General features: G+C 55.9%; 12 protein-coding genes. 3 read left to right on the top strand and 9 right to left on the bottom strand.

The genetic code is table 11. The features are described 5' to 3' along the window. The first annotated feature begins 54 nt into the window (after positions 1–54). Both CH74_RS18595 and CH74_RS05485 read left to right on the top strand, forming a co-directional pair. A complete protein-coding gene (locus CH74_RS18595; protein WP_156181388.1) occupies positions 55–297 on the top strand; it encodes a hypothetical protein in 243 nt (80 codons plus the stop codon). 134 nt (positions 298–431) lie between these two features. After that, positions 432–1,376 carry an ADP-ribosylglycohydrolase family protein gene (locus CH74_RS05485; protein ID WP_048306467.1) on the top strand — a complete coding sequence of 315 codons (945 nt, stop codon included), beginning with the start codon at positions 432–434 and terminating at the stop codon, positions 1,374–1,376. Between the two features lie 57 nt (positions 1,377–1,433). Here the strand turns inward: CH74_RS05485 and CH74_RS05480 are convergent, their stop codons facing one another. The 8 genes from CH74_RS05480 to CH74_RS05435 all read right to left on the bottom strand — a co-directional run bounded on the left by CH74_RS05480 (position 1,434) and on the right by CH74_RS05435 (position 8,744). Further along, a complete protein-coding gene (locus CH74_RS05480) occupies positions 1,434–1,970 on the bottom strand; it encodes a helix-turn-helix domain-containing protein (RefSeq protein ID WP_048306466.1) in 537 nt (178 codons plus the stop codon). A 75-nt stretch (positions 1,971–2,045) separates the two neighbouring features. After that, entirely contained in the window at positions 2,046–2,342 is a 297-nt protein-coding gene (locus CH74_RS05475; protein ID WP_048306465.1) for a hypothetical protein, read from the bottom strand. After that, on the bottom strand, positions 2,342–4,105 hold the full coding sequence (locus tag CH74_RS05470) for a hypothetical protein (protein ID WP_053070643.1): 1,764 nt from the start codon (positions 4,103–4,105) through the stop codon (positions 2,342–2,344). Before CH74_RS05470 ends, CH74_RS05475 begins: the two co-directional genes overlap by 1 nt. Beyond that, a complete protein-coding gene (locus CH74_RS05465) occupies positions 4,098–4,616 on the bottom strand; it encodes a hypothetical protein (protein ID WP_082140303.1) in 519 nt (172 codons plus the stop codon). Before CH74_RS05465 ends, CH74_RS05470 begins: the two co-directional genes overlap by 8 nt. After that, positions 4,613–4,921, bottom strand: a complete 309-nt coding sequence (locus tag CH74_RS05460) for a hypothetical protein (RefSeq protein WP_048306464.1) — start codon at positions 4,919–4,921, stop codon at positions 4,613–4,615. Before CH74_RS05460 ends, CH74_RS05465 begins: the two co-directional genes overlap by 4 nt. Before the next feature lie 79 nt (positions 4,922–5,000). Next, positions 5,001–5,600 (bottom strand): hypothetical protein, encoded by a 600-nt coding sequence (locus CH74_RS05455; protein ID WP_048306463.1) that lies wholly within the window; start codon positions 5,598–5,600, stop codon positions 5,001–5,003. Positions 5,601–6,323: 723 nt separating this feature from the next. Beyond that, positions 6,324–7,676, bottom strand: a complete 1,353-nt coding sequence (locus CH74_RS05445; protein WP_048306461.1) for an integrase family protein — start codon at positions 7,674–7,676, stop codon at positions 6,324–6,326. Between the two features lie 318 nt (positions 7,677–7,994). Further along, positions 7,995–8,744 (bottom strand): Crp/Fnr family transcriptional regulator, encoded by a 750-nt coding sequence (locus CH74_RS05435; protein ID WP_053070642.1) that lies wholly within the window; start codon positions 8,742–8,744, stop codon positions 7,995–7,997. Positions 8,745–8,938: 194 nt separating this feature from the next. On the opposite strand from CH74_RS05435, the gene CH74_RS05430 reads away from it, so the two are divergent. After that, a complete protein-coding gene (locus tag CH74_RS05430; RefSeq protein ID WP_048306498.1) occupies positions 8,939–9,502 on the top strand; it encodes an ATP-dependent zinc protease in 564 nt (187 codons plus the stop codon). Positions 9,503–9,560: 58 nt separating this feature from the next. Here CH74_RS05430 and CH74_RS05425 read toward each other — a convergent pair whose 3' ends face one another. After that, complete coding sequence (locus tag CH74_RS05425; protein ID WP_253272962.1) at positions 9,561–12,692, bottom strand: efflux RND transporter permease subunit; 3,132 nt, start codon at positions 12,690–12,692, stop codon at positions 9,561–9,563. Position 12,693: the final 1 nt, after the last annotated feature.

Genomic DNA, 12,693 nt, shown 5'->3' with positions numbered 1-12,693 from the left:
TGGCGATTTGTCAGCGATGGCCGCCAGTGACCAAAATGGAATACTCGGGCCAGTATGATTAGTTCAGCAGCGCCGCCAGTTAAGAGCTTCTTGAGCGTGGTCGAACATCAGGAGGGATATGCGTATGGACCCAACGTCACCACGCGAGCCGTTGGCACCATCAAAGACGTCTACTACCCAACCGCCCGACGACTCGTACCTGCCGCTGCCGACCTTCGTGACGCTGGAGACGCGAAAGATACCCTGGCCCACGAAATTCTCGAACATTACGGGCTCAATACCTTTACGTCTGGCTGAAAGCGTGCGCTCTTGGATACGGTTCTTGCGCTGGAGAACAATGAATCGCCCTTGTTGACCCGGCCGTGGAAGTGCCACGCGACACCTTGATGATCGGCGCTGCATTGGGGAGTACACCATGCAAGAGCCGTCTTATGACCGAAGCCAAGCCACTATCCCGTTGGGAAGGCTGTCTGCTAGGCCTGGCAGTTGGAGATGCCTTGGGAGCGCCGTTGGAGTTTCAGCGGCGCGAACGGATCATCCCAATTACGGGGATGATTGAGGGAGGCAAGTTCCGCATGCGTCGCGGTGAGTGGACAGACGACACGGCGATGGCGCTGTGCCTCGCTGACAGCCTGCTTGCTTGCGATGGCCTTAATGCCGCCGACCAGATGGCCCATTACTGGCGCTGGGCTAACGATGGTGAGAACTCAACACGCCAGCGTGCGTTCGGCATCGGAAAGACCGTCGCTAAAGCCGTAGCACGTTACCAGCGTTCCGGTGAGCCTTGGTGCGGCAGCGATGCCTTGTCCGCTTCTGGAAACGGCTCAATCATGCGTCTTGCACCGGTGGCGATGCGCTATGCCGGTGCTCCTTCGCTGACAGTCCATGCCGAAGCCAGTTCGCGAACGACCCATGCTTCCCCGCTGTGCCTCTCTGCCTGTCGTCTCATGGCCCTGCTGCTTGAGCGAGCGCTGCTGGGTGAGACCACCAAGTCGAGGTGGTTGGATACCGTCGGGCTGGAGAGTGGTGATTACCACAGTATGTTCATGCCATTGCTCGCCGGTGAGTACCGCGACAAGGCTGAGGAGGAAATCCGAGGTAGCGGTTACGTCCTGGAGAGCTTGGAGGCGGCGCTGTGGTGCCTGTGGCACAGCGACAATTTCGCAGATGCGGTGCTCAAGGCCGCCAACCTGGGAGACGATGCCGATACCACAGCAGCCGTTACGGGTCAGCTGGCTGGCGCCTTCTACGGAGTGACTGCCATTCCAGCATTATGGTGTCGTCAGCTGCATGCTTATGATCGTATCCGCGACAGGGCGGTCAAACTGCACGCTGCATGGCAGGGTGACTATCAGGCGTCTTTGAAGAAAACCTAACAGCAGGCGAGCCTGTAGGCCCGCCTGCATGAAATACGCATCAGCTCTCCAAATGCTTCACATGTAACCAAGACTGACTGATAGCTCGCGGATGCGTGCATCCAGTTCTTCGTCGCTGAGGGCGGCTATAGCGTCCTTCGGGCTTTCACCGCGATCATCGTCCAGGCTATACGCCTGACGCTCGCCCTTGACGGCCTTCATCAGGGCATCGATGCCAGTATTCAAGCTGCGCGCGAACCTATCGTGTTCCTCATTAGAAATATCCAATGTGCGAAGATGATCCGCCAGGCGTACGGCAAGATCGCGCCATTGGCCGATAGCCTTGCGATGAATCTCGATAATTGAAGCGGCATCGTTGCTGGCGTCATCGATGATCCGCGCATCGTCCTGCGCGGTTTTGCTGCGCGACCCCTGCGCTAACTTGGCACGCGTCGCCGCCTGAACCTGGCGGGTCAGGTCACGGCTCCAGCCCAAGTTGCGGGCTCTGGTGCGGACCGTTGATTCGGGTACGCCATGATTGGCGGCAAGATGGCGGATGGAGAGCTGACCGGCGCGGTAGTCACGCTCGATAGCTTCCCAGTCGTACTTACTCATTGTGCAATCCTCTTGAAGAAATGGGTTCCTAGAAGTGGCCGGGATGTAGTGTTGATACGCATTGCGGTAATAGATTTAGCCATCTGTCAGTATCTCTATGTATGCAACAGGCCAGCGGCCTCTCGCCGATTGAAGTGCTTCATCCTGGGTGCTGCATAGTGAAAGCATCGTGATGGGCTTGCCGTCGATCTTGATCCGCCAGACGTTCAAATCTCCTCTTGGCTTCAGTTCCAGCAGCAACTGGTTCTTGTGCTGCTGTATCCAGGCGCGGATCTGCGGAGTGATATTGTGCTTGGGCCAGACAGTTATCCGCCCATCGCGTCGTGCTCCGGCGTACAATTCGCGCTCCCTGAGATAGTCGATAGCCGTCATCAGAACACCTCTTCTTCATCTTTCATTGACGCGCGAACGCTTCTGTCGTCTGACAAAGAATTATTCTGAGAGCATGTCCTGGAAGTCTTAATGTCCTGCTGCTGAGTGTCGCTTGTCAGGACATCAGGACGTTCAGGACCTTCATTCTGAGACTTTTCCTGGCCGATATGCCATTTCACTACGCCACCCACTTTTCCGAGGCACTTACATTTGATGCCTAATTGGCGTAGCGCTGGAGCAGCACGGCGCATCGCGTCGCCTAACCCCTTGGCAGATCGCGGCCAGGAATCACGACCTCGGGGCTTGTAATCCTCGAGGATCGAAAGCCACTGCTTTGCGGGCAGTTCTCGTGTTTCGCCGGGGTGAATCTCTGCCCAATCGCGGATGGCGGTAGCTACCGGGCTGGCATCCAGGGTGCGCTCCAATCCGTCCTGACGCGCATCATTGAATTGCCGCATGAAGTCGGCAGGCTCTTTGCCCATCGCCTTGGCCACGGCCATGCCAAGATAGGCGAACTCCACCAAGCGCGGACGCTCGGCATCAGATAGCGTCATCTCGGGCAGGTATTCCAATGCCTTGGCGGCAATATCCAACAAGCCACCGATGATGCTGGCGCGGTTCTCCTTGAACTCGACTTCCAGCTTGTCTTTGGCCTGGGCGCTCTTGATTACCGGCATCTCGATAGTGAGCGTCCGGCTTACAAGGTCTTGCTGCGTCACGGCAGCGGCGATCCCGTTCAGGATGATAGGACGCTTGAGCGTGATAACTGACTCATCGCTATCCGAGTACAGCTTGCGCTTGGCAAAGCCTCCTCCTGTCGCCACGATACACATGGCGTCTTGCAGTGGTGACGGTAGGTGACTGACGTTCTCGATGCTGATGATGTGATTCGCGCCACCAGTCACAAACAGGTCTTCTGCTGACTTGGGTACGCCACGTAGATCGGCGGCGTTGGGGTCGATCAATCGGCGCATCGTTGTCTGCGCGGTAGACTTGGCACTTCCATGTTCGCCTAAAAGCTCTACGATGGGATAAGGCGTGTCGGGACGCAGGCACTCCACCAGCCAGGCCACGATCAGCAGGTGCGATCCCTCGGGCACGTTGGCAATACGCCATAGCAGATCAATGTCGCCGCCGTGTATTGGCTCGGGCAGCGTCTGGCCACTATTGGAACGGCAGAACATCAGGCCAGATTCTTCGATAGTCCAATGGCCAGGGCGTAGGCGAATGGCGCGACTGCTACCGGTCAATCCAAGATCGAGCCAGTAGTCGCCGCCGACACCGCCAGCACGAATATGCACCGGACGATGCTCCTGCATGGCCAACCCTTCCAGGGTCATCTTGGCTTCACGCAGCGACTGGTCACGGACAGCCTTTTCTGTCTGCTCATAGAATGCAGCGGTCAGCCAATTACGAAAGGCACGGCTACTCAACGAGCGGACTTCGCCGGTCTCCCGATTCTGGGCATAGCCATTGTCGTTATCGTCATGGAACAGGTCGTTCCAAGTGCGCACGAAGGCAACGATCTTGTCGGCTTGGGACTCACGCTTATCATCGCCCTCAGCCTGATCCCTCTGGCCGTCATCGGTCTGAGACTCGCGTTTATCTTTACTCTCGGACTGGGCTTCCTGCCCAATACTGCTCTGCCGATTTTTCTGCTGAGCCCGCTCCTCGAGGGACAGGGACGGCTTATGCTGCTTTGGCTGTGACTCGCTCAAGCTGTCCAGCCAGGCGGCACCGCGGTCGATGGCATGTTCACTCATGGCCGCCAACCTCCCTAGCGACGTTGCGCAGCCGGCCGATCGCCAAGGCAAAACGATTCATGTCAGCTTTGGATAGCGCGTTGCCTTGGTAAACCTCTTCAGCCACCAGTAGCACAATCAAGTGCTCACTGGTGAGCGCCGACAGCACGTCACGCGGTATCCAGCGCTGGCTAGGAGAAACAGGCTTGCTCCAACTGTCGCGCTCTCGCTTAGGAAATAGGTCGGACAAATCCATGCCTATGGCAGCCAAAATATCGATAGGTTGGCATCCAGCCCAACACTTCATCAGTAGTTTACCGTCGTCAGCCAGGCGAACGTTTAGGCTCGGATCTCGATCATCATGTGCCGGACAACAGGCTTTCCAAGCATCACTGCGCGTTTGCTTCACGTTATCCAGCCGTGACAACAGGGCGTGAACATCAGCGGGGCCGGTGGTAGTATGCTGAGTAGTTTTAACGCTCGAACTGCTTTGAACTGCCCGGTTGCCGCCGGGCTTTTTCTTACTTTTCATTTGGCCTCTCCACTCCGTGCTACCACTTCAGCAGTGCTACCGTAATCATCAGCATTCTCAAGCCAGTCCAGAACGTCTTTGAGTCTGTAGAAGACGGCACGGTTTCGCTTGACGAAGCGTGGGGCGGGTCTACCAAGCAGAATGCCGGTACAACGAGATTTTCTTCCGGTAGTAGGCGCGGCAGGAATCAGGCCAGGAAATACAGCCTGCTCAGGCAACTCAATTAGCTTTGGGTCATGGCCATCTCGGTAGCGAGATAGGGCTTGAGAAAGCAGGTTGCTGGACAGTTGGTTCTTGGAAGGCATTGCAGGCATCCTTTGTTGCGTATTGGTGCCTGCAATTTTGTTGCAGCAGAATATAGTTGTGGTCCAATTGGACTTACTGTCAGTCCAGCTCAGCCTTCTGGACTGGTGGGAGTTGCGTAAAAAGTCCACCTAGTGTAGAGCGACTAGCTGGCGCCCGGATGCCTTGTTTTCGGCAGTCATCAAGAAACTCGTCCGCCAACGCATAGGGCTCGGTCTGTTCTCCATACTGCAACGCCAAAAGTGACTTTATGATGCGATGATAAGTTTCCTCCCTTCTTGGATGGACATCGACCTCATCACCTTTAGGAGTTGACGCAATATTAAAAGCATCAGGGATATCCGCCTCAGAGACGCCGACCGTTTTTAGCCAGTGAAAAACGTCTTTTCGCAGGAAGATAGCATTCATTTCGTGTCTGCTAGGATCATAGTTACGGAGTGGTGGTGGCCCCAAGTCTCCTCCACAAATCATATTTTGAGTGATCCAGGCTACACCGTCAGTAGTTTGTAACGATCTGTCGATAATTGCGTAAACAATGGCCGTTCGCCATTCATACAAACGTGAAAGCTCGTCTGCACTGAGCGAGGCATTTGAAACTGTTTTTGTATCTATGCCAGCTAATATGCGGGCTGTCTCTTCAAAATTTAGCAACTGAATAATATTTTTTGGTCTTAACGCCATTGCGCAACTCCGTAAGAGCTCCAAATGAATGGGGGGGCAACGCACGGAATACGCCGTACGTTCGGGTATGATCCTTAGACCAGTCGAAGGGTGCGGCAATTGCCTTGCACACTGTGTGATGGTACGTCTGGATACAGTGAGATGCGAGCGTCTACCAGAAGCTACAGAGCGACGTACCGGGCAAATAGGAATGGCGGAATCTGATGAGGCCGACATGAACTGTGCCAACACCATAGTCGTCGGGGCGGAACTGTCGGGCATAACATTAAATAAACCTCATCGGATCGCTGATGTATTTATGGTCCACTAATGACAACCCACTATTTAAATTTCATGTTGCCGGATGTCAGGAGGATGCCTATGGACCCAATGGAATCTAGGGCTTCACCGGAAAGGTCATCAAAGACACCTACTATTCTTCCATCGGACGACTTGTACTTGCCGCTGCCAACCTTCGTGACGAGGGAGACGCGAAATATACTCTGGCCCACGAAGTTCTCGGACACTACGGGCTCAATACCTTTACGCCTGGCGAAAAGCTCGCTCTCCAGGGCGCAATACTGGCACTGGAAAGTGATGTATCGCTCCAACTAGCCGTTGGTTGTGCCGAGTAGAGAGTGCCAAACTCTCGCAGAGTATCGCTGCGAAATTGTGTCAGGCGCCGGGACGCTTCTGGTCACTTCCAGCCTGCGCTATCTAGCAGCAACGCAGCTTCGTAGGTATTCATCGACTATGGCAAAAGTCGGTAAAGCGGCTCACGTCCATTGTGCCGCGCATATAGGTCTGCTTAGCAAACACTTCGACAGCATCGCGGGTGTGGTCGGGGCGTAGGTGGGCATAGTGCGCGATCGTTGTTTGGATATCGCTATGAGCCATCAGCTTGGAAACAGTGAGTAGATCGGTGCCTGCCATTACCAGTTGACTGGCAAAGTTATGGCGCAAGCTGTATAGCAGCAAGTCGTCCGATAGCTGTGCCAGCTGGCGCACTGCAGCCCAAGGCTTTTGCATGGCAGTGGCGCTCATCCGCTGACCGGTCTTCTGGCTCGCGAAAACCAGCCCTGTTTTGGGCTCACCTTGCTGGCGATGCCACGCCGAGAGAATATTAACGACAACTTGAGACATTGGGAAAGCCATCGGCTCAGATCGTTTATGTGCGGTTTTCTCGATCACTTTGCGGATGGTGCGAAAGGTCAGGTTGACGTGTTCCCAGCGCAGTCCGAATAAGTCACCTGGACGAAAGCCGGTGTAGTACATGGTTAGAATCCATGGCGCGACGTGATCCACATAGATCACGTTCTCTAGACTCGGCAGATACGCTTTGCCATGTGCGCGGCTGTGACGCCGCTGATCGCGTTTGCGCTCTTGATAGGCATCTAGACCTGCGAAAAGAGCTTTTACTTCTTCTTCTTCCAAGTAGCGACGACTAGCGGACTGCTTGGCCATTGCCTCATCGGTCATCGTTGGGCGTTGTAACTTGATGCCTTTGAGTGGATGAGCCGGTATCACTTTTCGTTCGGTTGCATGGGAAAGTAGGCCATACAGAGCATCATAGGCGCGTTTATGAGTGCCATAGGTGCAAGGTCTGGTCTTGGCTTCCTGGATTGCTTGCCAACGCTCTACGTCAGCGCGGGATAACTCGCTCATTGGCCTGTCTAGCCATTCAGTAAAGGCATTGCGGATGCGCCGCAGGTTGGCTTGCCCATCTTTCTTGCGATTCTGGAACGCAGTATAGGGACCATCGAGGTAGGCACGTAGCGTTTGCTCTTGCTGGCGCTGGGCTTCGGCTTTGGCGTTTTCCAGTACAGCACGTGGATCACCACCCTGGGCCACGATAGCCAGTGCTTCCTGTGCGCTTTTACGAGCCTGAGCGGCGGTCAGGGCGCCATAGCCGCCAAGGGTCAATAGGCGGCGCTGTCCGGTTTTGGTGCGGTAATAAAGCCGAAAAGTCAGGCCACGCTTACCAGGACGAACGTGATAACCCGCCAACTCGTTATCCCATACATCGACTTCGGGCGGTGCTTTGGCAAGCTGCTCCATCGCTCTAGCGGTCAGCTTCATTTTAGTGGGGACTGACATGATGGCTCGTTTCTAGGTGACAAATAGGTGACAGCAGGAGGGTATAACGAGCTATGCTGAGAAACAATAGAGAACAAGCTTTGTTTATATAAGTATATGATATTAATGGTTTGATTGATTATATTTGTTCTTGGGTGTTTCTGTCCGAATATGGCGTAAACGCACTCGTAATGCGTAGGTCGGTGGTTCGAGTCCACTTGCCGGCACCACCTATCAAGAGGTTTGTAAAAGAGTCTTCTACTTCTTCTATGAAATTTCCCCGGTTTGGTCGTCGATAAACTCGGAAGTAATAGGGTTCATTACCTCGATCGCCTGTTGCTAGTTAATAGGCAAGTTCTTTTCATCCCACTGGATCTTCAGATATCGCTCATCGAATGCTGCGACTTCCTTGAGCCTATCGGCATCAAGAATGGTCAGCTGGAAAAAACGACGCTGTACCAGTCCATCCGCGGCAAATTGACTGAAGATGCGGCTGACGTGCACGGCACTCATACCCAGCGTATCCGCAAGATCCTGCTGGGTCAGTGGTAACAGGAACTCATCTCGATAGATCTCACCAGTTTCAAGCAGTCTTGCGTGGCATTCGCAGACGAAATGAGCCAACTGCTGCTTGGCGCTTCGATGGGTCATGATGATCTGACGTTCGACGAGCATTGCCTGGCGCTGATTTGCAGTGGCAAACAGCAATGCGGCCATCATTGGCGAATCGTTGAACATTCTTAAGAGCAATGAATGGGGTAGTTCGCATACCCAGCCATCGGTCAGCATCACGGCATTGGTACGACGATTTCCCAATGCGAGCTGACACAGCCCGAGAATATCGCCAGGTAAATAGGTTTCAAGTAGTTGTCGGCTACCGTCTTTGTGATAATGAGCCGAATAGGCCCAACCGCTGCGTAAAACAAACAAAGAAGTGGCATTCTCGCCTTCCTGCCACAGCGAGTCTCCTGATCGTAGATAGCGCAGTTCGTCTTCTGGAAGACATTCGAGTAGCGCCGCGACCTCTTGTTCGAGAGTACGGTGAATATCGAAGCGTTTAAAAATGCTATCGAACACGGCTCGATTCACTATAACTCCCCGGCAACAAAGCAATCTTTCCCGGAAAGAAACCATGCGGAGTTAATGTAGCGCTATAACCTAGGTTTACTTTGCCAATTCGAGGTTGCAGCAGGCGCGAGAAACCCGCGAACAGATGATAGGATTCGCCGCTGCCGTGATCTCTATGTGCCCATGTGTCATTTAAACAGGAGGAAGTTGTGTTGATGCGTAAACTGACAGCAAGCGTTGTGTTATCCGTATTGATGACCGTATTCGGGCTTGGCATGGTCTGGGCGGAAGACGACACTACCTACGGCTGGATCGAGAAAGCCGGCATCGGTTCATTAGGCGCGGTTGCCAAGGCCAAGCTCGATAGCGGTGCGCTGACCTCATCGATAAACGCCAAGAATATCGAGCGCTTCGAGCGTGACGGTGATGAGTGGGTACGTTTTACCTTGACGCTAGAGGATCAAAAGACCGAAGAGCGAGTCGCGGAGCGCATGGAGCTGCCGCTTCAACGCAACCTGACGGTGCGCGGTGCCGGGGGCAAGGACGAGCGCCCGGTGGTGCTGTTGAAGATCTGCATGAACGATACAATTTATGAAGAGCAGTTCAGCCTGAGAGATCGCAGCGACATGCTCTATCCGGTACTGCTCGGTCGGCGCACGATTCAGCACCTGGGCAAGCTCGATGTGACACGGACCTTCCTGCACGATCCCAAGTGCAACGCGGACTCCCCGGTCAAATACTTCGACGAGCAAGAGGCGCAAAACGACATCGACGCCTGACTTGAGCGCCCGATCTAGCGGCCTGGCTCAATGAGCTGGGCGCTTTGGGGTGGAAAACTCACTCACCCAATAGGCTTATCTCATCTGTTGATGCGTCGAACGCCTGAGGCGTAATACCGAAAAAGAGACTGTAAAGCACTGGCACTACCCCCAGGGTCATGATGGTCCCTACCAAGAGGCCAAATGCGATGACACTGGCCATGCCGAAGAACAGCGGGTCCCGAGATACGATCAGCGGCAGCAGGCCGAGCACGGTGGTTACCGTGGTCATAAGGATCGGACGCAGTCGGCGCACGGATGCGGATATCACCGCCTCGAAGGCATCGGTGCCTTGCGCGGTAGGTTCCGGATCGGCGCGTTCGAGATCGATACGATCGATCAGCACGATGGCGTTGTTGATGATGATGCCGCCCAGTGAGTAAAGCCCCAGGATGACCATGAAGCCGAAATCCGCCCCCATGACATAGAGTCCGACGGCCGCGCCGGTCACGACTAGGGGCACGGTCAGTAGAATGATTGCCGGGCGTTTGAAGGAGTTGAACTGGGCCACCAGCAGCACGACGATGGCCATCAGACACAGGGGAATATTGGCGGCCAGCGCCGCCTGGCCCTCCGCGGAATCCGTCACCACGCCATCGAATTCGACACTATGGCCCGGGGGTAAACGTTCGTTCAGGGCCTCAAGCCGGGGTGCGACGAAGGGCACCATGTCCTCCGGGGAGAGGCGAGTATTGCGGGCTTCTATCGTCATCGTGCGGGTCATGTCCTCGCGTTCGATGCGAGCGAAGTCGTTGCGCAGCCTGACATCCGCCACTTGAATAAGCGGTACCGAGTTTTCGCTTTGATGGGAATGAATGCTCAGCGTCTCGACCCGGTCGAGACTGCTGCGCTCTGCGTCGTCGGCGCGGGCGACGATCGGGACGATGTCATCACCCTCGCGAAATTCCGAGACGGCGCTGCCGGAAAAATAGCGCGTCATCGAGTCGGCTATATCCGAGGAGGTGACGCCTGCGCGGCGTGCTCGGGCCTGGTCGATCTCCACCACAAGCTTGGATACGCGATTCTCCCAGTCATTCCAGATATCGATGGTGTTGGGCACTCCGGCTAGGATGGCCTCGAGTTCCGCTGCCGCCTGAGTAATGACCTGAGCGTCCGGGCCACGCGCCTGGACTTGAATCACCCCGGGGTCGGTAGGGCCCAGGAACATGCCGGATACCCGAGCGGCAAGACCGGGGAATTCCTGACCCAAGGCGGTGCGCAGTTCGGCGATCGCTTTGCACATGTTGTCGAACTCGTCGATATTGAGCACCAGAAAGCCCTTGTTGGGCGCCGGGTCAATGGGGGTGAGGGAGAGCACGAAGCGTGGGCCGCCGTAACCCACATAGCCTGCAAAATCATCGATATAGGGAAAGCGCTCTTCATCCTTGAGCAGTGCGAATACCTCCCCCAGGCGCGCATCCGTGGTGCGGGTGGTCACCCCTGCGGGCAGGTCGATATAGACGAGCACCTGAGTACGGTCGGAGTTGGGAAAGAACCGGGCCGGGGCGTTGGCGATGGCAAAAATCGACCCGGCGAGAGTCGCCAGCATCACTGCAAGAAACAGCCCCCGTGCGTGCATCACTCGGCGCAGCAGCCATTCGTAGCCGCCGTTCATGCCGGCGAAAAGGCGCTGGGTGATATCACGGCGCTCGCTGTCGCCTGTCTTGTACGGGTCGGGCAACGCGATGAAGCGATGGCAAAGAATGGGTGTAACGGTCAGCGCCAGCAGCCAGGAAACCGACAGGGTGATCAATATCACCAGAGAGATCGCCCGGGTGTACTCCCCGGCCTGATGCTGGGCAAGCATCAAGGGTAGAAAGACTAGGATCGTGGTCAGCGTGGAAGTAAGCAGGGGAATCGCCAGCTCGCCGCCGGTCTGTTTCAGCGCCGTGTCGCGATCTTCTCCCTCTTCCAGGCGGCGCTTGAAGTCCTCGGCGATGACGATGCCGTTGTCGACCAGAAGCCCCAACGCGATCACCAGGGTCGCCAGGCTCATGCGCTGCAGATCCATCTCCGCAAAGCCCATGATCGCCAGGGTGATCAGCATTACCGCAGGCACGATGGCACCCACGATCAAGCCAATGCGCAGACCCAGAAACAGGATGACCACCCCCAGTACGATAGCCAGGGTCTGCAGCACGTTGGCGGTTACGCCATAAACGGCATTCTCGACCTGCTCCGCCTGGTAGGTCACCAGATCGATCGAATACCCCACGGGCAGCGTTCTTTCGATCTCATTCAGGCGCGACTTGATCCGTGGTGCGTAGTCCAGCACGCTCTGGTCATTGAGCATGGCCACGGCGAAGATGATCGCCGGGCGTCCGTTGAAATAGGCCTTGGTCCGGGGCGGGTCGAGATAGCCCCGCGTGATCGTTGCCATGTCCCTGAGCGGTACCAGATCGCTTTCGGAGACCCGAATCAGGGTCTCGCCGATCGCTTCCACGCTCTGGTAATTGCCGCTGGGTTCGATGATGAAACCGCGCTCGCCGGTGTCGATCTCGCCGCCGGGGCGAATGATGTTCTGATCGCGCAGCGCCGCGGTGATGGCGTCCGGAGAAACGCCAAGTTGCGCCAGTCGGGCATTGGACATCTCGATATAGATGCGCTCGTCCTGTACGCCATGCAGATCGACGCGCTTGGTGCCGGCCACTGCGTAGAGTTGATCGCGAACGTGCTTGGCCATGTCGAACAGATCCCGCATGGGGAAGTCATCCGCGGTCAGGGCAGCGGTGACCACGGCGACATCTCCGAAGTCATCGTTGATCTGAGGAGCGCTGGTGCCCTCGGGCAGCTCTGCGGTGTCGGCTTGCACCTTTTCGCGCAGGTCGTCCCAGATCTGATCGAGCTCGAAGTAGCGCGCATAGACCTGGGCATGAATGATGGACACCCCGGCCATGGAGCTAGAGCGAATTTCCTCCACCTCCGGTACCTGACGCACGGCCTCTTCGAGAGTCTTGGTCACCAGTCGCTCCATGCGCTGTGGGGACAGCCCCGGGTAGGAGGTGGTGATGACCGTTTCACGAATGGTGAGTTGCGGATCTTCACGAGCAGGCAACGAGAAGTAGCTGAAGGCGCCATAGATCATCAGCGAAAGCGTCAGCATGGTGACAACCGGACGGAAGCGGAAGGCGATCTGAGTGAGATTCATCATC

Source organism: Halomonas sp. PR-M31 (assembly GCF_001039575.1).
In the GTDB taxonomy this organism is placed as follows: domain Bacteria; phylum Pseudomonadota; class Gammaproteobacteria; order Pseudomonadales; family Halomonadaceae; genus Modicisalibacter.
This window is presented reverse-complemented; position numbering and strand designations above follow the sequence as displayed.